24 protein-coding genes are annotated in these 19186 nt (G+C 67.3%); 14 read left to right on the top strand and 10 right to left on the bottom strand.

Annotated elements, in window-relative coordinates; genetic code table 11:
- Window positions 1-49: 49 nt before the first annotated feature.
- The 6 genes from fxlM to F1D05_RS41930 form a co-directional block, all read right to left on the bottom strand.
- The gene (gene fxlM / locus F1D05_RS10905) at window positions 50-1297 is read right to left on the bottom strand and encodes a methyltransferase, FxLD system (protein ID WP_185447335.1); all 1248 of its coding nucleotides are present in this window, start codon (window positions 1295-1297) and stop codon (window positions 50-52) included.
- Window positions 1298-1663: 366 nt separating this feature from the next.
- The gene (locus F1D05_RS10900; protein ID WP_185447333.1) at window positions 1664-1879 is read right to left on the bottom strand and encodes a hypothetical protein; all 216 of its coding nucleotides are present in this window, start codon (window positions 1877-1879) and stop codon (window positions 1664-1666) included.
- A 148-nt stretch (window positions 1880-2027) separates the two neighbouring features.
- Entirely contained in the window at window positions 2028-2855 is an 828-nt protein-coding gene (locus tag F1D05_RS10895; protein ID WP_206686167.1) for a protein phosphatase 2C domain-containing protein, read from the bottom strand.
- Window positions 2852-3205: a hypothetical protein gene (locus F1D05_RS10890; protein WP_185447331.1), complete on the bottom strand. Its 354-nt coding sequence runs from the start codon at window positions 3203-3205 to the stop codon at window positions 2852-2854. Before F1D05_RS10890 ends, F1D05_RS10895 begins: the two co-directional genes overlap by 4 nt.
- Entirely contained in the window at window positions 3190-4089 is a 900-nt protein-coding gene (locus tag F1D05_RS10885; RefSeq protein ID WP_185447329.1) for a phosphotransferase enzyme family protein, read from the bottom strand. The genes F1D05_RS10890 and F1D05_RS10885 overlap by 16 nt, the downstream gene beginning before the upstream one ends.
- Window positions 4090-4224 (bottom strand): hypothetical protein, encoded by a 135-nt coding sequence (locus F1D05_RS41930; RefSeq protein ID WP_281388935.1) that lies wholly within the window; start codon window positions 4222-4224, stop codon window positions 4090-4092.
- A 271-nt stretch (window positions 4225-4495) separates the two neighbouring features.
- On the opposite strand from F1D05_RS41930, the gene F1D05_RS10880 reads away from it, so the two are divergent.
- The 7 genes from F1D05_RS10880 (at window position 4496) to F1D05_RS10850 (ending at window position 11376) form a co-directional block, all read left to right on the top strand.
- Complete coding sequence (locus tag F1D05_RS10880) at window positions 4496-4648, top strand: hypothetical protein (protein ID WP_185447327.1); 153 nt, start codon at window positions 4496-4498, stop codon at window positions 4646-4648.
- 162 nt (window positions 4649-4810) lie between these two features.
- Window positions 4811-5239: a hypothetical protein gene (locus F1D05_RS10875; RefSeq protein ID WP_185447325.1), complete on the top strand. Its 429-nt coding sequence runs from the start codon at window positions 4811-4813 to the stop codon at window positions 5237-5239.
- Between the two features lie 1303 nt (window positions 5240-6542).
- Window positions 6543-6731 (top strand): hypothetical protein, encoded by a 189-nt coding sequence (locus F1D05_RS10870; RefSeq protein ID WP_185447323.1) that lies wholly within the window; start codon window positions 6543-6545, stop codon window positions 6729-6731.
- A gap of 1 nt (window position 6732) precedes the next feature.
- Window positions 6733-7047 carry a hypothetical protein gene (locus F1D05_RS10865; protein WP_185447322.1) on the top strand — a complete coding sequence of 105 codons (315 nt, stop codon included), beginning with the start codon at window positions 6733-6735 and terminating at the stop codon, window positions 7045-7047.
- Window positions 7048-7529: 482 nt separating this feature from the next.
- Complete coding sequence (locus F1D05_RS10860; protein WP_185447320.1) at window positions 7530-8348, top strand: methyltransferase domain-containing protein; 819 nt, start codon at window positions 7530-7532, stop codon at window positions 8346-8348.
- 214 nt (window positions 8349-8562) lie between these two features.
- Window positions 8563-9417: a 3'-5' exonuclease gene (locus tag F1D05_RS10855; protein WP_185447318.1), complete on the top strand. Its 855-nt coding sequence runs from the start codon at window positions 8563-8565 to the stop codon at window positions 9415-9417.
- A 366-nt stretch (window positions 9418-9783) separates the two neighbouring features.
- Window positions 9784-11376, top strand: coding sequence for a hypothetical protein (locus F1D05_RS10850; RefSeq protein WP_185447317.1), 1593 nt, complete (start codon window positions 9784-9786; stop codon window positions 11374-11376).
- 12 nt (window positions 11377-11388) lie between these two features.
- Here F1D05_RS10850 and F1D05_RS10845 read toward each other — a convergent pair whose 3' ends face one another.
- The 3 genes from F1D05_RS10845 to F1D05_RS10835 form a co-directional block, all read right to left on the bottom strand.
- Window positions 11389-12633 carry an IS256 family transposase gene (locus tag F1D05_RS10845; protein ID WP_185441957.1) on the bottom strand — a complete coding sequence of 415 codons (1245 nt, stop codon included), beginning with the start codon at window positions 12631-12633 and terminating at the stop codon, window positions 11389-11391.
- A gap of 286 nt (window positions 12634-12919) precedes the next feature.
- Window positions 12920-13357, bottom strand: coding sequence for a hypothetical protein (locus F1D05_RS10840; protein ID WP_185447315.1), 438 nt, complete (start codon window positions 13355-13357; stop codon window positions 12920-12922).
- Window positions 13354-13941 (bottom strand): RNA polymerase sigma factor, encoded by a 588-nt coding sequence (locus F1D05_RS10835; RefSeq protein ID WP_246486587.1) that lies wholly within the window; start codon window positions 13939-13941, stop codon window positions 13354-13356. Before F1D05_RS10835 ends, F1D05_RS10840 begins: the two co-directional genes overlap by 4 nt.
- 89 nt (window positions 13942-14030) lie before the next feature.
- On the opposite strand from F1D05_RS10835, the gene F1D05_RS10830 reads away from it, so the two are divergent.
- The 7 genes from F1D05_RS10830 to F1D05_RS10800 all read left to right on the top strand — a co-directional run bounded on the left by F1D05_RS10830 (window position 14031) and on the right by F1D05_RS10800 (window position 17427).
- Window positions 14031-14549: an Asp23/Gls24 family envelope stress response protein gene (locus F1D05_RS10830; RefSeq protein ID WP_185447313.1), complete on the top strand. Its 519-nt coding sequence runs from the start codon at window positions 14031-14033 to the stop codon at window positions 14547-14549.
- The gene (locus tag F1D05_RS10825; RefSeq protein WP_206686166.1) at window positions 14546-14890 is read left to right on the top strand and encodes a hypothetical protein; all 345 of its coding nucleotides are present in this window, start codon (window positions 14546-14548) and stop codon (window positions 14888-14890) included. The genes F1D05_RS10830 and F1D05_RS10825 overlap by 4 nt, the downstream gene beginning before the upstream one ends.
- A complete protein-coding gene (locus tag F1D05_RS10820) occupies window positions 14887-15069 on the top strand; it encodes a hypothetical protein (RefSeq protein WP_185447312.1) in 183 nt (60 codons plus the stop codon). The genes F1D05_RS10825 and F1D05_RS10820 overlap by 4 nt, the downstream gene beginning before the upstream one ends.
- Window positions 15062-15475 carry an Asp23/Gls24 family envelope stress response protein gene (locus tag F1D05_RS10815; RefSeq protein WP_185447310.1) on the top strand — a complete coding sequence of 138 codons (414 nt, stop codon included), beginning with the start codon at window positions 15062-15064 and terminating at the stop codon, window positions 15473-15475. The genes F1D05_RS10820 and F1D05_RS10815 overlap by 8 nt, the downstream gene beginning before the upstream one ends.
- A complete protein-coding gene (locus F1D05_RS10810; protein ID WP_185447309.1) occupies window positions 15472-16011 on the top strand; it encodes a DUF6286 domain-containing protein in 540 nt (179 codons plus the stop codon). Before F1D05_RS10815 ends, F1D05_RS10810 begins: the two co-directional genes overlap by 4 nt.
- Window position 16012: 1 nt before the next feature.
- Entirely contained in the window at window positions 16013-16588 is a 576-nt protein-coding gene (locus F1D05_RS10805; protein WP_185447308.1) for a hypothetical protein, read from the top strand.
- Between the two features lie 266 nt (window positions 16589-16854).
- Complete coding sequence (locus F1D05_RS10800) at window positions 16855-17427, top strand: recombinase family protein (RefSeq protein ID WP_185447307.1); 573 nt, start codon at window positions 16855-16857, stop codon at window positions 17425-17427.
- Window positions 17428-17915: 488 nt separating this feature from the next.
- Here F1D05_RS10800 and F1D05_RS10795 read toward each other — a convergent pair whose 3' ends face one another.
- Window positions 17916-19046, bottom strand: coding sequence for a HoxN/HupN/NixA family nickel/cobalt transporter (locus tag F1D05_RS10795; RefSeq protein ID WP_195826157.1), 1131 nt, complete (start codon window positions 19044-19046; stop codon window positions 17916-17918).
- Window positions 19047-19186 lie beyond the last annotated feature (140 nt).

Below are 19186 nucleotides of genomic sequence, written 5' to 3'. Positions count from 1 at the left end.
CTGACGCGATCGTCAGGGCCTTCATCACGCTGTGTTCTTCCGCGCCGCGCTACACCTCGACGGACGTCGCTGTCAGGGCCGCGGTCACAACGAACACATGGTCCACCTTGTCGACGACCAGCAGGGCAGCGTCTTCTCCGGGAAGCGGCGCCGATGAGTGCGGTCGTGCCTCGATCGTCATCTCGACCCCGCCCGCCGAGTGCTCCTGCCACGCGCTCACCCGCTCCGTGAGCAGGCGCACCAGGCCGGCGCCCTCGGGTCCGAACCCGCACGCTCCGACCTGCAGCATCGGCATCTGGTCGGTTCCGTCGACCTGCCGTGCGGCCAAATAGGCCAGTGATGCACCTGAGTAGACCCCCCAGGCGCCCCACGGGTCCTTCGCCCGGGGAATCCGCCCCGCAGCGACAGCTTCCGCGTTCACGAATACCCTGCAAAACCCCGGCAGGGTGGCCAGCCAGAAGTCCTGCTCCGGCGTCCACGCCCACGGTGCCACGACGTCCGTCCATTCCAGTGTCGCCTCGCTGTCCAGGGCCTGCAGCAGAGCCGGCGTCACAGGCTGCGCATCGTCGATCCGCAGCGTCAGGTCCGGGCCTGGTCCGAGCGGGACGTTCTTCTCCGGCATCGCGCCGATGCCCTTCATCGGGATGAACCCGTCCTCGACCACCGACACACTCCGCAGCCCGGCCCCGTCCCGCTCGAACGCGACCACCCGCGTCAGACCACGCAGACGCAACGGCAATACCACACGCCCGCCGGGCGCGAGCTGCTCAACCCACGCCGGCGCCACATCCCAGGCCCCAGCCGTCACCAGGATCCGATCGAACGGACCATCCTCGGCCGCCCCGAGCGTCCCGTCGCCGGTCACCACCCGGACCCGGTCCGCTCCATAGGCATCCAGATGCTTCCGCGCGGCAGTGGCGACATCAGCGTCGTACTCGATCGTGGTCACCGACCCCGACGCCCCCACCAGATGTGCCAGGAGCGCAGCGTTGTACCCAGTCCCGGCGCCGATCTCGAGCACCCGCTGCCCCGGCCTCACCTGGGCCTGCTCCAGCATCCCGGCAACCGTGCCGGGCGCGGACGCCGAGCTCCTTGGAACACCCTGCCCGTCCCAGTGCGTGACCACGGCGCCCAAGCCGTAGGCCTCCGACGACGGTGCCCCAGGTACGAACACGTGCCGCGGCACCACCATCATCACGTTGGCCACATCGTCGGCCAATGGGCGGCCCCGCATCGCCGCCAAACGATCAAGCATCCCAGACCGCAACGTCACGTCGTTCTCGTGTGTCTCATCCACCCGTCGAGACTACGGCCCAGATCTGTCCATCTCCCGGCAAGGCGCGGCCCCGGCATGCGAGTGCGACGAAGATGCCACATCCGCCGGGATAGGTGAATTCCTCACCGGTTGGCGATGTTCCCCGCGCTCGGGGGCAGGCAGCTGCAGCTAGCCGCCGCAACGCAGGAGGTGGTCGATGAGCGTCTCGGCTGGGCTGTTTCGTCAGACCGACGGCGCCCGCTCCGCCACGCCCGGCTACGGCATCGGCAACTAGTAACCGCACCCGTTCGTACCCGATAGCGGCCAGGTCTTGCGCGGCGCGGTTGGTCACGAACGAATCGATGTCGACCGTGGTCACCTCGCCTGTGGTGCCGACGAGCTCGGCGATCAGCCCGCGTTGTAGCCGCCAGAGCCGACTTCCAGCACGCGCATCCCGGGCCGGATCTCGCCTGCTCCAGCGTCTGCGCCTGGAATCCGTGGCGCCGATACCGAACTCAGGGCCGGTCCGTGCGGGTCTCGCTTGGTGACCACCAGGTCGTCGTGGTCGAACACCTGACGCAGCGGCGCGCCCGGTGCGAACTCCTCACGGCGTGACGAATGCACGGGTCGCCTTTTCGGTGCGCAGTCACCAAGACTGCACATCTCCTAAACCGTCGCCGCCCGCAGATCCTCCGTGCTGATGGCACCATCGAACCAGTCCCTCTCGCGGCCAAAACCAAGTCGCGGGACTTCCGCTGAATCGCGCAACCTCTCACTTCTCGGCAGCGCGGTGAGATGGCAGCATCGTCAGGTAGATGGCAGTGGCGTCATCTGATTGCTTGTTGCGTGGCCACCTTTGACCGGCGGGATCGGATGCTTCGTTGGCTCTGACGACGCGGATGAGTTGTGCGGGGTCTGCGTGACTGAGCAGGTCGAGAATTCCTGGCCAGTCGGCCAGTCCGAAAGCAGAGGCTCGGGCAGCTCCGTCGGTGAGGATCGCGAGTTCCTGCACGCCGTGGGTTGTCTGGCTGAAGGCATGCGTGGCGGCGGTCGGGTCGGCGGCAGAAATCCAATAGGTCTTGTTGCGCTCGGCAAGTTCTTGATACTTCATGTCGACGAGAGCGGCGTCTTTTTCTGCTGATCCGATGGGCCACTGGTCGGCGATCTTGCGATACTCGCCGGCCGAGTAAGAGATTCGCGTGTCCTCCAAGAGCACGAGCCCTTGACGCGTTTGGACGATGATCGTGATGTCGCCCAGGACCATGCAGTCCCATTGAGAGTCGCTGGTCCGGCGGGCGATTCCGACGGCGGCGGACGGGGTCCCGGGGTGTCCGAGGTCGCAGGTGTGGCGGTGCTGGTCTGCGACGTGATGGATCGCGGCGGCGAGGATCTCGGGCAGCGGGAGTTGGCCGGGCAGCTTGTGGATCAGCGCTGAGCCGAGTTGGTGGGCGTACCAGGCCACGCCGTGGATGCAGCCGGTGCCGGTTCGTGCGGTTCCTCCGTCGAGTACCACCGCGGCCGCTGCATCCTCGGTGACCCCGTACCAGTCCTCGTTGGGTTTGTTCGGGTCGCCTGGTTCGGTCCAGGCCTTGGTGATCAACGCGAGCTCCCGTCGTGCCGGACGAGGGGCGCTAGCGTGCTGGTGCCGGTGATGTTGCGCTGTTCGTCGTGGTCGACCTGGATCAGCGCCGACCAGCGTTTGCCTCGCGCGTCGCGGTGAATCTTGTCGATGTTGTCGCTGAGCCAGGCGGCTGCGCCGGCGGTGCCGGGGGCGTGGATACCGGCAAGGTACAGGAAGGTACCGGCGCCGTCCGGGCGGGGGAGCCGCCCGACGTAGGTGTAATCGGCTTGCTGGCCGCGGTCTTGTCGCGACCGATGCTGCGTACCGGTCAGCTTGTCGGCAGGGAGAATCAGGGTGGTTCGGCCGAGGGGTGTCAGAGACGATTCCACAGCGGTCCGCCTTCGCCTCGCTGGAGTTGCGCGATCCGGGCATGGACTTCGTTGGCCGATGGGCTGCCGGGGGCGGATTTGCGGGCGTTGGTGGTGATCATTCGGAGTTCGCGTAGGTCGCGGAAGGTGTCGTATCCGGACCAGTCGCGGATGTCGATGCCGTAGGCCTCGACGAACTGGCTGTACTCCTGTGGGTCGGAGAAGAACCGCCGGCAGTGGATCTCGATTGTGACGAGGTCCCATTCTCGGGGGCCGATGCAGGCTCCGTCCCAGTCGATGAGTGCGGTTCCTTGCTGCATGCGGAGTGCGTTGTGGTGTTGCGGGTCTTCATGGATCAGCCCGGTCGGCAGTTCGTACCGGACCAAGGCCATATCGGCCATGACATCGTCGCTGTACCCAGTGAGGAACTGCTTCTCTGCCTGGTCGAGGATGCGGCTTGCCGCGATCGAGGCACGGATACCGTCGATGATGTCAAGCGGTGGCAGATCGAGCGCCGACGTGAGTGTGTGAAGGGCCTTGAGCGGTTCGCCTAGGTCCCCGGCGGTCACTCGAGGCTGGTCCTGCTGCGGAATGTAGGGCCAGAAGGTGGCCAAGCAGCCAGCACTTTCCAGCGGCTGCTCGTGGTGCGAAGGGGGGACGGTGAGGATGCCTCGACTCACCATCCAACGCACTAGGGCGAGCGTTCGGTTGAGGTCTTCGGGCCGCTCGGCGGGCCGCGCGATCTTGACGACGATCTGGCTGCTGGGTACGAGGTAGACCGCGTTGGTCTGGTGACGAAGCAAGATGGCGCCGGCCGGGTCGAGGCCGGCTTGGCAGCAGACGTTGGCGAGGACTTGTTGTGTGGTGTCGGGGGTGAAGGTGGTCTCTGTGATCAGCGAGGTCATTTACGGGGCCGCGGTGAGCGCGAGCATTTCGCGCAGGTCGGCGGCTGCTGGCAGTGCCCGTGCGGCGCGGGGGAGGGCTGAGAGCACGTCGGTTCCTCGGGTGAGAACGATCTGGGTCCGGTGCCCGGCGGGCACCGCTTCCAGTGTCTCTTGCGTCAGTTCGCATGCTCCGACCGCGTCGGTGTCCGCGAGGGCCGGCGGCGCGGTCGAGCTGGATCAGTGTCGGGTCGAGCGCGAATCCGGAGCCGGATTGAGAGTAGAGGGTGAGCGCACGGTCTTGGATCGGTTCGGCCCGGGCGGGTTCACCGAGATAGGTGAGGGCTCCGGACAGATACAGCAGTAGCCGTTTTTCGGGGAAGGCGAAGGCGTCGTTGCTATCGGGGTCGGGTAGCTGGTTGAAAATGTCTTGGGCTCGGCCGATGGCCTGTTCTGCTGCGTCGCGGTCGCCGATCCGTCCCCAGGCGCGACCTTCAGCGGCGGCGGCCAGACAGGCGGCAGCGCAAGGCAGGTCGCCGGCGATGCGCTGAGCTTCCTGGGCAAGGCGGATCGTGCGCGGTAGGTCGCCGTAGTAGTAGGGAAGCATCGCTTCCTGAGCGCGGATCTGGGCGCGCAGTGCATGATCGTGGGTGTCGTCTCCGGCGAGTCGTGCTGTGCGGTACCAGGCGTGGCTGTCGGTGGTTTCACCGAGTTTCATGAGGCTGTCTGCCGCTAGTGTGGCCAGTTGCGCGGTTGCCCCGGCGAGGCGGGTCCGGATCCGCGCGGTTTGGCGCTGCTCGGTGAGGTTGACGACGGCAACGAATTCCGTCAGCAAGGCAGCCAGCATCGTGTTGGGTGCGTCTCGGATGTGGTCTCGGCGGAGCTGTTGGACGGAGCCTTCGATCAGTTCCATCCTGGACCCGGTCACGGTGCCGGCCGACAGCACGTCGTCGGTGTCTCGGCGCAGCCGGTCAATGGACTCCAGAAGGTGCGGTGGCAGAGGTCCGTGTTCGCGTCCGGGAAGCTGGCGAAGAAGCTGCCTGAGGTCGGGACCGAGCGTTCTCAGACCATCCGGCTCGCTGCTCGTTGCGGTCACCGGCTCAGACTGCTGCAGCAGCTGGGTTGTGGCGGCAGCAGGGCGCATCGCGGCGAGCGCGATGCGGTCGCGGGCTGACAGGTTGGTCAGATCCGCGGGTGCCACGAGCCGGTGGGGTGCGACGTTGTAGGCCTGAGCGAGCAAGACAAGGTTGTAGATCGTCGGCACTCTGCTACCTGGCCCGGGCCACCGCTCGAGCTTGGAGATCAGGCTGAAGTCGGTCGACGCGTGCGCGTCATCGGCTGCACTGTAGAGAGCAGCCGCGTCGCTTTGTGACAGGCCACAGGCGTGCCGGAATGCGGCAAGAGTGCCGTATCCCCATCGGCGTTGGAACTCACCAACGATCTCCTCGACCGTGCAGCCCTGGCTGATGAGCTGCAGGCGCAGCGCCGTGCGGGCAGCCTTGGCGCTGCCCCTGTCCTGCGCTGTGCTCATGTCCGCCTACTCTCGGTCAGTTTGTCCAGGATGGTGTCGTTCGGGTGCAAGAGCAAGGCGGCTGTGACCAGATTTCCGGGACGTGGGGGCAACTTTTCGCGGCGATCCGGGTGGATCCACGCCTGACTGGCCGCAATTGCCATGCGCAACAAATAGGACTTCTGGGCTCAGGTTTTTCACTGTCGATCTCTGTTTACTCGTAGTCACCGCAAGAACACACGAGTTGCGTGATCAGTTGGACGCCGGCTATCTCGCTACCGGCCTTGGGATCGCGCTACGTGGTCACCATCCAGCCACTGGGCTCAGGTGGTCGCGCTGAGGCAGGGGAGAAGACATGCACTGGTACCAGGCCGTATTCGTACTGCTGTGCCTGCTCGGCGCGGCAGGCATGGGAGGGTTCCTCGGCGACGTCGCCGAAGATATGAGGGACCAGTGACCCCGGCAACGGTCGATGGGAGCCGCCAGCGCCGGCGCAAGGTACGCGTCTGGTTCGGATCGCACCTGATCGCCAGTTACTGCGCCGAACCCGCACTGGCTACTCGGTACGCGGCGTCGATGGATCGCCGATTCGCTGGCCTCAGGGTCACCAACGAGCCACTGCCACTGCCCGACGACGCCGTACCGGCTTCGCCAGCTCCGGACCTGCCGAGCGATCAGCTGCTGTGGCCACTGACAGCGCTGTGAGCCACCGGCGATCCGGACGCGGTACGGCCGTGCTCATATGCAGGTTCTGCATATGGCGGGACGGCGCGGCCGCGGATGGTCATGGTGGGTTTGCGGTCCTGATCAGGTCCGCGATCGCGAGGCGGCGACGGTCATCTTGTTGGCTTCCTCGTCCGTCAGCCAGGAGCAGCCAGATGAGCGGATTCGAGGTGCTGGGATGGATTGCCGCCTACGTGTGGGTTTTGATCCTGCGCGACATCCACCGAGAACTCCGGGGGATCTGATGACCGCCACAGTCGAAGCCCAGCCGCTGCGTCGTGTCGAGGCCCGATTCGGCGAACGTTTGGTTGCAGGAATCACCACGCACGCTGGCAAGGCCCAGATCTGCGAGAACGGCTGGTCCCACCGCTGGCCAAGCGTCCAGGTCACCAATGTGCCTGTGCGGCCGGAGACCCCGGACCGGGAGTACTGAGGTGGCCGACCTGACCAGACCGGATCTGTTCGGTTACTTCACGGTGAAGGACTCGCTCGCCTCAGCGAAAGCCAAAGCCGGATGCCGGCGGCAGCTCATTAGCTTCGCCAACCGCGAGGGCTACGAGCTCAAAGGCATCTTCACCGATCTCCACAGCACTGGTCGAGCCCGGCTCGACGCACTGGTCGTCAAAGCTCGCCGCGACGAAGTGAAGACCGTCGCTGTGCTCGAAGGCACCGATATCCCGCAGGTCTATGCCGAGCAGTTCGTGGAGGCCGGCATCGTCGTGCTGACGGTTCCCCCTTCACCACCCTGATCCGGCGGGGCCGGGCTCCTCAGTCTCCTCAATCGGCAGCCTTCTCAGCTGCCGGTCCCGGCCCCGTCGCCCAAGCGGAGTCCTCAGTCGCTGCAACAGATTCCCCCTGTATCTGGGGCAGCGGCTGAGGACTCCTCTCCGATCCGGTGGGCGCCCTCCATGCGCGCGGGCGCCCACCGTTCCAACTCCGGGACCTGCAGGGGCGATGTCAGGTCTCGGATGGCCCCGCTGTCCCTCGCGTTGCCGAACCAAGGCCCCGAGCGCGAGGGGCAGCGCGCGGCCCGCCCCCTTTCTGCATCTGAGTAAGGAACCCCACGATGTCTCCTACCGATCTCATCGACCCGGCAGCCGGGCGACGCCGGCAGCTGACGGCCGAGCTGCAGCTACGGCAAGGACCCGGCTTTCGCCACTGGAGCCGATCAGTGGCGTCGGTCCCGAGGGAGCTGTTTGTGGGTCCGTTTTTCGCCGAAGTGGATGAGTGCGTGTGGGTTCCGGTGTCGCAAGACGAGGTAGGCCTGCTCAGTTGGCTCAACCAGGTGTATGCCGACCGCACGTTGCCGATCCGGATCGGCCGGGTGTTTGCCGACGGCAGCGGCCAGGTCAGTGGCCACGCGACCGCGGTGGCCTCCGCGCCCGGCCTGGTTGTTCGGCTGCTCGAAGGCCTGGAAGTTGTCGACGGAATGCGGGTGCTCGAGATCGGAACAGGCAGCGGGTACTCGGCCGCGCTGCTGGCGCACCGGCTCGGCGGAGACCAGGTGACCTCGGTCGACTCGAGCAGCGAGGTCACCACGCGGGCCGGTCAGGCGATGCGACAGGCCGGACTCGACCCGCAGCTGGTGGTCGCCGACGGGCTGGATGGCTACCCGGCCGGCGCTTTGTATGACCGAGTGATCTCACACTGCTCAGTGCGGTTCATCCCGACTGCCTGGGTCGAGCAAACGATCCCCGGCGGCCTGATCGTGGCAGGCCTGCGCGGCAGCCTTACCCGTGACGCGCCGATCGCGACCTTGCAGGTGAAGGATCCCGCGACCGCCCAAGGGGTGTTCAGTGGTGGCTCGGAGCAACTACTTGCGGCCCGGACAACCGGCAGCAGCCTGGCCAGCGACGGGGCCGAGCTGACCGTGCCGCCGGCGCCAGGGGCTCAGCGGACGACGGCAATCGGGCCACAGATCCTGGACTCCGGGACGTCCGGAGTGACTGCCCAGTTCGTTGCCCAGCTGTCGCTGCCGACCGTGCGACGCGTAACGGCAGGGGTGGACCGGGACGAGGTCTGCCTGGTTGACCCGCTCAGGCCGCGATGACCCGGGTCCGGTCCGGACCTGGCGGGACGGCTCAGATGAGCTGGTGGGGTGCTGACCTGTGGCAGCCGGCCGAATCCGCCGTCTCGGCCTGGCGGGCAGAGGGTTCGCCTCCGCTGAACCAGTTCTGCATCACCGTCACCGCGGCATCGCAGTCCGTGTGGTGCGGCGACCCGGATGGTCCGTTGTCGTGGACGTTGCCGTCGGCAGGCAGACCATGACGATCACTGCGAGCCCATCCACGCAGGTGATATCCGCCATTGCCGGGCTATCGCCGGCCGACCTGCTCGTGCTGGACCTCATGGTCGTTGCCGCCACCGCCTTGTTCGCGATTGCCGCCGGCCTCACCGGCCGCCCCTGCACCCGGCGAGCCGCCAAACACAGCCGCCTGGAACCGGCCGGCTCCTGGCTTCATGAAGCCGTCGCGCCGGCCACCGTCGCCCAACGATCACCACGCAACCCGCTGGAATGTCTGGAGAGTGCCCGAATGACTGAACCACGGACCCCGTGGGACGCGTTCGACTACGCCGCGGTCCATGTCGAAAGCACAGGGCAGCAGGCCGCCGATCTGGTCGAGATCGCGGTCGTGCCGATCGAAAACGGAACGATCGGGGCCGGCGGAACGTGGCCGGCCGCGCCGCATCGGCTGACGCCACACGCCACCGCGGAACTGCATGGTGCCCTCAACGGAAGGGTGCTGGTCAGCCACCAGGTCAGCACCGACATCGAGGTCTTCACGCGCGAACTGCCAGGCTTGCGGCCACGACAGGTCATCGATACCCGCATGCTCGCCCGGCGGCAACTGCCCGGCCACTCGTCGTACGAACTCGCAGCCATTGCCGATGCGCTCGGTCTGACCGGTGGCCTTGCCATCGACCAAGACCGCCGCTGCGCCCTGTCCACGGCGATCACCTGTGCCCGGCTGCTGCGCTACCTGGCCACCCAAGGCGATGGCATGGTCCGCACATTGACCGACCTGCTCAAACCCGGCAGCGGCCTCGGTGGTTCACGGGCCGGCACTCGGCTGAAAGCTGCCGACAGCGGACTGCTGGTCGGGAGACAAGACCTGTGATGGCGACGGCAACGGCCGGCAGCTTATTGTCGACCAAGGCGTTGACTTTGCGGCGCCTGGCTCCGCTGATCGAGACGGCGACCATCGATCGCGGCCACATCATCTCGCTCAGGAACTGGCACACCCGCAGCCCGATCGTCGTCGACTTCCTTGCCACCGCCTACCACGGTGGCGCGCTGATCGTGCGGAGCTCGGCTCCCGGCGAGGACACGATGGCCTCATCGGCCGCGGGCAGGTACGACAGCGTCGCGATACCGGAGCACGCCGCACCGAACGTCTTGCGGGCAGCGATCGACCAGGTGTTCAGTTCCTACGGCGACGACCGCGACGACAGCTACGTCTTCGTCCAGCGATACATCGACGCGGGTGTCGGCCGCGGCAGTCGTCACCACCCGGGTCGCGGGGACCGGCGCACCGTACTACGTGCTCGCCGTCGACGAGGCCACCGGAACCAGCGACGCGATCACCTCAGGACGAGCCCAGGCCCAGACCTGGTACATGACCCACGACAGCCCCCCAACGGCAGCTTCACCGCTGCTGCAGCAGCTCCTACGCACCGTCGATGCCGTGCAGAAGGCCACCGGCAGCGACCAGCTCGACCTCGAACTCGTCGTCGACAGCGATCACCGGACCCACCTCCTCCAGGTCCGCCCGCTCGTCCTGCACCAGCCGCCGGACCCAGAGACCGACCGGGCGGTGCGCAGGGCAGTCGACACCTGCGCCTACCGGCTGGAAGCTGAACGACGCAAGACCCATCGGGCGCTGCTGGGCATGGCGCCGTGGTTCAGCAACATGGCCGACTGGAACCCGGCCGAGATGATCGGGCAGCGACCCCGCCCGCTGGCGATGTCGCTGTACCGGGAAGTGATCACCAATCGCACCTGGGCCGTCCAACGGGCCCAGTATGGCTACCGCGACCTGCGCGGGATCGAACTCCTCCACGAGTTCGCCGGCCAGCCATATATCGACGTCCGCGCGAGCCTGCTGTCCTTCATCCCCGCGCAGCTCCCGTTCGCGCCCGCACGCCGAATCGTCGAACGTCAGCTGGAGCAGCTCGCCGCCGAGCCGCACCTTCACGACCGCATCGAGTTCGACGTGGCTACCACCACCGCCACCTTCGACCTCGACGAGCGCCTGGACACTCTGACCGCCGACGCGGGCCTGCTCCCGGCCCACCGCGCCGAGCTTCGCGCGGCACTGATCGCCGTTACCACCGCCGGAATACACCGAGTCGACCGCGACCTGAGGCGCGTCGACCTGGCCGCAGCACACAGGATCGCCTCCAGCGACCGCTTCGCAGATCCACTGCTCCGCGCCGACCACCTGCTCCGCGAAATCCAGACCTCGATCGGGTTGCCGTTCGCACACACGGCCCGGGCAGCGTTCCTGGCAACCGCGCTCACCCGCAGCGCTGTCATCGCGGGCCTGGCGTCAGCGGCCTCGGTCCAACAGTTCATGCAGTCACTCAGCACCGTCAGCGCCCAGCTACGCGCCGACGGCATCAAGGTCGCCCACAACACGATGGACTGGGAGACGTTCGTCCACACCTACGGTCATCTGCGCCCCGGCACCTACGATCCGGCCGTGCCGCGCTACAGCGACGCACCTGAGCTGTATCTGCGGCCCTTCGTCACCCGCCAGAGCCCGGTGTCCGCAGCGATCACGCAACCCCTCGGCGGCGGCAGGTTGTTCACGGCCGATCCGCGGACCGTGACCACTGCTCTGACGCGGCTCGGGCTGAACGTCGACGCTGCTGCCCTGACGGCCTTCGTCCGGTCGGCGATCACCGCGCGGGAGCTGGGAAAGTTCGAACTGTCCGCCTGGATCAGCGACATCCTGACCTGCCTGCAGACCGTGGGGGAGCAGCTCGGACAGACGCCCGACGACGTGGCGTTCTGGCGCCTTCGAGACGTCCGCGGGTCAAGTCCATTTGGATGGTGTAGCGGTTGTGTCGCGTGATCCTTGGGATGGTTAGGCGCTGAGCGCCGCGATTTCGGTGTCGGTGGTGGCCTCCTCGGTGGTCTCGGTGAGGGTCATTCGGGACTTGGCGAGGACGTCGAGGCCGAGGTAGCGGCGGCCCTCGATCCAGTCGTCGTGCTGCTCGGCCAGCACGGCGCCGACCAAGCGGATCAGGGCGTCTCGGGCTGGGAAGATGCCGACCACGTCGGTGCGGCGGCGGATCTCACGGTTCAGCCGTTCTTGGGGGTTGTTGGACCAGATTTGTCGCCAGATCTCCTTCGGGAACGCGGTGAACGCGAGCACGTCGGCGCGGGCTTGCTCGAGGTGGTCGACGACCGCGGGCAGCTTGTCGGCCAGCGCGTCCAGGACCCGGTCGAACTGTTCGTGTACCGCGTCTTTGTCGGGTTGGTCGTAGACCGAGTGCAGCAGGGTCTTCACCCACGGCCAGCTGGCCTTCGGGGTCACGGACATGAGGTTGGCGGCGTAGTGGGTTCTGCAGCGCTGCCACGAAGCGCCCGGCAAGGTGGCGCCGATCGCCGCGGTGAGTCCACTGTGTGCGTCGCTGGTGACGAGCTTGACCCCGGTCAGGCCGCGCGCGGTCAGGTCCCGCAGGAACCCTAGCCAGCCGGCGCCGTCTTCGGCCGAAGTCACTTGCAGGCCAAGGATTTCACGGTGTCCGTCACCGTTCACGCCGGTCGCGACCAGCGCGTGGACGTTGACGACCCGGCCACCTTCGCGGACCTTCAGCACCAGCGCGTCCGCAGCGACGAACGTGTATGGGCCGGCATCCAGTGGGCGGGTCCGGAACTGGTGGACCTGCTCGTCGAGCTCGGCGGCCATCACCGAGACCTGCGACTTCGAGAGCCGGGTGATGCCGAGGGTCTCGACCAGCTTCTCCATCCGGCGCGTGGACACCCCCAGCAGGTAACAGGTCGCCACCACCGTAGTCAGGGCCCGTTCGGCGCGGCGGCGCCGTTCCAGCAGCCAGTCGGGGAAGTAGGAGCCGGAGCGGAGCTTGGGGATCGCCACGTCCACGGTGCCGGCGCGGGTGTCGAAATCACGGTGCCGGTACCCGTTGCGCGAGTTGGTCCGGTCCGGGCTCGCCACGCCGTACGGGGCGCCGCAGACCGCGTCGGCCTCCGCCGACATGAGCGCCTGAATGAACGTGGTCAACATGTCACGCAACAGATCCGGCGACGCGGCCGCCAGGTGATCTTGCAGGAACTCGGCAGGGTCGATACTGGTGTTCGCGGTCATCGCGTAGTTCTCCTTCAGAAGCACTGTGAGAGGTCTTCCAAAGGATCACGCGATGACCGCTTTCACACGTCTACGCCACGCCCTATCGGGCCTGCCGTACACCACTCTGCTGGACGCCACTCGTCCGCGGCCTCCTGGCCGGATCACTGAACCCGGCGCAACTGCGCGACCGAGTCGATGTGCGCCGGCTACCAGGATTTGAACGCTGAGCCGGTGTCGCGTGGGCTTGGTGTCCGGCTAGGTTCCTGCGCCGGGCAATCGGCCGGGCGGTGCTGTCTCATGAAGGTCAGTTGTGATTGCGGGTGAGGTCGGTGATGGTGACGTCGACGCCGTCGGTGCCGAAGGGTGGGTCGCCGGGGCCGAGGAGGTCGGTGAACACCTGGTAGGTGATGGTGCGGATTTGGGTGGCCAGGGCGTGGAGGTCGTGCCCGTACAGGGTGACGATGTCGATGACGGCCCCGGTGCAGGTGTCGCCGTCACCGACTAGTTGGACTTGTTCGAGTTCACAGCCGGGGAGTTGGGCGATCTGTCGGCGGAGTTGGGTGGTGAGGACGTGGTCGGTGACGAACATGGTCGCGCCGGTGTCGGTGATGGCCCGGATCGGGTGGCTGCGGCGGGTCACTGACCGTAGCCGTTGCTGGATGGAGGCTGAGATGTCGATCCAGCCTGGTTCGGTGGTGTCGCGGGCGGCGGTGGCAGCTTGGTGCAGGATGTCGTCGATCATCGCCAGTCCTTCAGCCGTTCCTTGAGTGCGGCGCGGCCGCGGGCGAGCTGGCCGCGGACAACGGTGGGCGTGGTGTGCAGGGTGGTGGCGATTTCGGCGTAGCTCATCTGCTCGATCTCGCGCAGCAGCCAGACCGCGCGCTGCAAATAGGGCAGCTCGGCCAGTGCGGCATCGAGCGCCTCGAGCAGGCCTGCGTGAGTGCCCGGGTCGGGGCCTGTCGCGGCGAGGCTGGTGAAGGCGTCGTTGTCCACTGGAACGGGTCGTTTCTTGCGGAGCAGGTCGATCGCTTTGCGGCCGGTGATGGTGAACAGCCAGGTCCTCAAGCTCGAGTCGCCGCGGAAGTCGGGGATGGCTTGCCAGGCCGCGATGAACGCATCCTGTACCACCTCCTCGGCGTCTCCTCGGTCATTGAGCAGCCGCCGGGCGTACCGGAACATCGACGGGCCGTGCCGTTGCAGGATCTCCGCGAAGGCGTTGGTATCACCCAGCGCGGCGGCGCGCCGCAACGTGTCGTCGGAGGTCACTACCGATTCGACGAGACGAGGAGGCGGATCGTCACGCGGAGAGCCGGTGATGGTGTTCACAGGCCGAAAATTTACGCCTGCCCCGTGACATCGCCACGCCTCGCCACGACTAACCAGGTGAGACCATCCCTCGGCTGAAAGGCACTCCGATGACGCAGACTCCCACCACCAGGACCGGCACCAGGAGCGGCACCGAGACGGCGGTGAAGCCGACGGCCGGCAAGGACCTGTCCACCGGTACCGCCAGCGCCGTACTGGTCAGTGAGCACGGCAAGACCACGATCGCGGACCTGGTGGTGTCGAAGATCGCCGGCATCGCGACCCGCGAGGTCGCCGGTGTGTATGACCTGGGCGGCACCGCGGCGCGCGCCGTCGGGATGCTGCGGGACCGGATCCCGGGCTCGCGGACCAACCTGTCGCAGGGCGTGTCGGTCGAGGTCGGCGAGACTCAGGCCGCGATCGATCTGCAGATCATCGCCGAGTACGGCGTCAGCATCGCCGACCTGGCCCAAGGGATCCGCCGTAACGTGATCACCGCGATCGAGCAGATGACCAGCCTGGAGGTCACCGAGGTCAACATCGCCGTCGGCGACATCCACCTCGAAGGCGACGACGACCACGACACTGACGCCGAGGACGCAGCCCCGATCGAGCGCCGGGTCCAGTGACCGAAACAACCGGCGTGGACCTGGCCGTGCAGATCGCCACCGTGGCCCGGTCGGTGCCGGGCGTGGCCGATCTGCACGGTGGGGTGTTCGGTGAGGTCGCGACCTATCTTCCCGGTGGCAGGGTCGCCGGGGTCCGGATCGCCGAGGGTCACGTCGAGATCCACCTCAGCCTGTTCTGGGACCACCCGGTGAGGGCGACCGCCGACACGGTGCGCACCACGGTGGAGCCGCTGGTCGACAGGCCGGTCCACGTGACTGTCCAAGACATCGTCCGGCCCGAGGCCGGGCCAGATACCCGGCCGCTGTACGGCGCGCAGCGCCTCACGAAGGAGAACTCGTGACTACCTCGACCGTCGGCCTGTTCGCCGGCCTGCTCATCGCGATCGCGGCGGCTGCCGGCGGCTTCAGCGGATTCCTGCTGGCTCTGGTGCTGGGCGCGGTCGGCTTCGTCGCCGGCCGCTACCTGACCGATGGCACCAAGGGGCTGGATGACCTGATGTCGCGCCGCGGCCGTGGCTGACGTCGGCACTCTCCCTGCCGCGACACCCGCAGATCCGGCGCCGGCCATCGGGCTTCGCGAGCCGGGTGAACGGGGCCGGCTCGACATCAGCTCCCGGGCCGTCGAGCGGATCGCCGAGGCAGCTGCGCTGCAGGTGGATCCAGTGACGCGCCAGTCGGCCACCTTCGGCCGGGGCGTCCCGAAAGCACATGCCGTGCTCGCCGGGAACCGGGTCCGGCTGCGGGTCGAGATCGCCGTGGTCTGGGGTCGCCCGCTGGCCGAGATCGCCGCTGAGGTCCGCACCCGGGTGGCCGACATCGTGGCGGACCTGACCGCACTGGGCGTCGACGCGGTCGGTGTCGACATCGTCGCCGTGCTGATCCAGCCCGAAACCAGCACCGACCAGCCGGCAAGGAGGCTCCTGTGAGCACCAGCAGCGTCACCGCCAAGCGGCCCGTCGCCGCACCTGCAGCCGCCACCGCGGGCATCGTGTCGGCGATCGCGGTCACCGCCGTCGGGGTAGCCGGGATCCACGACACCATGCATACCGCCGGCGTGATCGGCGGAACCTCGTGGATCGGGTGGGTGGCAGACAAGGCCGAGGTTCTCAAGCCGGTCGACTGGATGATCTACGCCGGCATCGGCGCCGTCGTGGTCGGCCTGTGGTTCCTGATCTCGGCGCTGAAGCCGCGCCGCGGAACGCACCTGGCCGTCGGCGACCACGGCGTGTGGATCCGTCGCGGTGACATTGCCCGGCTGGCCACCGACACGGCCCGCGCAACGAACGCGGTCGCCTCAGCTACCAGCAAGGCCAAGGGCCGCAGCGTCTGGGTCACCGCCACCGCGACCAGCGCCGACACCGGCCAGGTCGGCACCGACCTGGCAGCCGCGATCACCCGTCGGCTCCAGGCCATCACCCCCACACCCCGGGTTCGGACCCGCGTCACCGTCGAGGAGAACTGACATGCGTCGCGGCGTGATCGCCGTCGACCGGGTCGCCGCCGCCGTGGCCGGACTCGCTTTGATCGCTGCCGGTACTGCGGCACTGGGCTGGCGCTACGACCGGATCCCGGACGCGCCGGACCGGATCGAATCCACCTGGATCACCGACGCCACCGGCGCGAACTGGTGGCCGTGGGCAACCGGAGCCGGCGGGATCCTCCTGGTACTCCTCGGTCTGGCCTGGCTGGCCAAACACCTCCCACGCCGCGGCATCGGCCGGATCACCCTGACCGGCTCCGACAAGACCGGCCGCCTGAGTGCTGACGCGAACGCCGCCGTCACCGCGGCCGGGCAGATCCTCGCCGCGACACCAGGAGTCCGGGACGCAGGCGGCCAGATCGTAGCCGACCGCGGCCAACTGGTCGCCGAGTTCCACCCGGCCATCGAGCCGGGCGCCGACCTCGAGGTAGTCCGCACTGCGGCCGAGCATGCCGGTGCTGACCTGCTGCGCATCGTCGGCCGCGACGACCTGTCGTATCGCATCGAACTGCGGGTCGCCCGACACGACAAGACCCCCACCCCGGACAGGGTGCACTGAACACACGAGCGACACGGCGGCCTGGCGCTGTTGTTCGCAACCCCAGGGCCCTGGGCAATCGTGACCGCCCGGGCGGTCTCGATGTCCATAATGGACCTGTTCCCGTCGTGTGCGAGGCTCAATCGGCCCCCGGCATGGAGTGTGTCCGCGAACGATCGTTCACGAGACACTCCAACCCGATAGGGCGGCTGAGCCTGGCCGAGGTGTAACGCAACCCGTGTACGCGGCAATGTCACGCTGGCGGGGGTTCGCGATACGGTCCGGCCATGCGAATCGGCTACGGACGGGTCTCCACCCGTGACCAGCACCCCGAAGCCCAACACGACGCGCTCCTCGCGGCTGGCTGCGACGAGGTGTTCATCGACAAGGCCTCCGGCAAACTCGCCCACCGACCCGAGCTGGACAAGGCGCTCCTGTCCGCCAACCGGGCCGGCGACCAACTCGTCATCACCAAGCTGGACCGGCTCGGCCGATCCTTAGAGCACCTGATCGACCTGTCCAAGGATCTGCAGACGCGCGGAGTCGACCTGGTCGTACTCGACCAGGGCATCGACACCTCCACCGCGGTCGGTCGCATGTTCTTCCAGATCCTCGGCTCGATCGCCGAGTTCGAACACGCACTCATGTCCGAGCGCACCCTCGACGGCCTCGCCGCAGCACGAGCCCGAGGACGCACCGGAGGCCAAAAGCCCAAGCTCGGCACCCGCCAGATCACCCTGGCGCGGCAGATGTACGAAGAACTCGCCGAGGACGGAAAACGGCGCTACACCGTCGCCCAGATCGCAGCCGAATTCGGCGTCACCCGCCCCACCATCTACCGCCACCTATCCAAGCCATAGACCACAGCCGGGTTCTCGGCCACCCACATCGGAACGGTCAGGGGCGGTAACTCCGCCTACCCCGGTCCGCTATCGCCCCTGACCGTTCCATTGCTGCTCAAGCCGCTACACGTGGCCGTTACCAACTTGATGCCGTCAGCAATGAAACGCTGATGGCCGCGTGAGCGATGTTCTCTACGGGGGGAGCCGGGGGATTTGGGGGACTGGGGACATGAGACACCACCGCTGTACCGCGTCGCGGCCGGGGCCGGACGACTTCACTGACGACGTCGCGCACCGGCTGGCGGCGCTGTGGTCGATCCTTGTCCAAGTCCCAGCACCCGGGCAGGACGGCCAGGCCGTCGATGAGCAGTTGCTCGATCGGCTAGGCCAAGCGCCCCGAGGCCGGCCCGTCCGCCATCACTAGCCGTCTGCCTCGCCGTTTCCCCCCGTAGACGGGGGAGGCAGGGGCGCCGGGCGGATCGTCGTCCCACTCGGGTTGGTCACGCTCAGTCTGCGGCGGTTGGCCTGACGCGGGCCGACCATTTCTCTTCGATGCGGCCGTACCTCCACACGGCAAGGGCGGCTATCCAGGTGGCGACAAACAAGGCGACGATGCCGTAGCCGACATAGTTGAGGTCGAGGGCGGCGATGGTGGCCAGGGGCCCGGTGGTGATGCGTAGTTCGTCGGTGAGGATGGAGATGAGCTCGATGCCGCCGATGATCAGGGCGACCGCGACAGACAAGGCGGTGACGGTGATGTTGTAGAACACCTTGCGGACGGGTTTGGAAAACGCCCAGCCGTAGGCGAAGTTCATGAAGCAGCCGTCGATGGTGTCCAGCAGACTCATCCCGGCCGCGAACAGTACCGGCAAGGTGAGGACGGCGTACCAGGGCAGGCTGAACGCGGCGGCCCCACCGGCCAGGACGAGCAGCCCGATCTCGGTCGCGGTATCGAACCCGAGCCCGAACAACAGTCCGACCGGATACATGTGCCACGGCTTGGTGACCGCCTTGGTCGCGCCCCCGAGGATCCGGTTCATGAAGCCACGGTTGTTGAGCTGCTGCTCGAGTTGCGCCTCGTCGAACTCGCCGTGCCGCATCCGGCGGAACACCTTCACGATGCCGACCAGAACGACCAGGTTGATGATGCCGATGATCATCAAGAACGTGCCCGACACCGAAACACCGATCAGGCCGGTGGTCTTCTGCAACGTCGAGGACTCGTCGCTGACCTGCCCGGCCAGCGCCTTCACTCCCAGCGCGATCAAAACGACCAGGCCGAACACGATCGAAGAATGGCCCAGGGAGAACCAGAAACCGACCGACACCGGGCGTTTACCCTCGGTCATCAACTTGCGGGTCGTGTTGTCGATCGCGGCGATGTGGTCGGCGTCGAACGCGTGCCGCATCCCCAGCGTGTACGCGGTCAGGCCCAACCCGATCCCGAACACCTCGTTCGGTCCGACCTGATAATTCGCCGGCGCCACGATCCCGGCCAGCACACCCCAACCGGCCACATGCAAGGCGACGATGAAAGCCGCCATCCCGGCGATCGAGGTCCACTCCTGCGGCGTCAGCGCCCCTCGCAGCCGGGCCACCCGCGACCCGTCGACGGCGCTCGTTGCACTGTTCACCATGGCGGCCCCACCGTCTGCTCGTGGGCTCCGTCACGACGCAGAACCCGACCGCGCCAGGCTAGGCCGAGAGACCCCTATCTGCAACAGAGTCGCAACAAGCCGCTGCTTTCTCTGTACCGCCGCCGACTGGGCGGACAGGG

The sequence above is a fragment of the Kribbella qitaiheensis genome, assembly GCF_014217565.1.
GTDB classification, from domain to species: domain Bacteria; phylum Actinomycetota; class Actinomycetes; order Propionibacteriales; family Kribbellaceae; genus Kribbella; species Kribbella qitaiheensis_A.
This window is presented reverse-complemented; position numbering and strand designations above follow the sequence as displayed.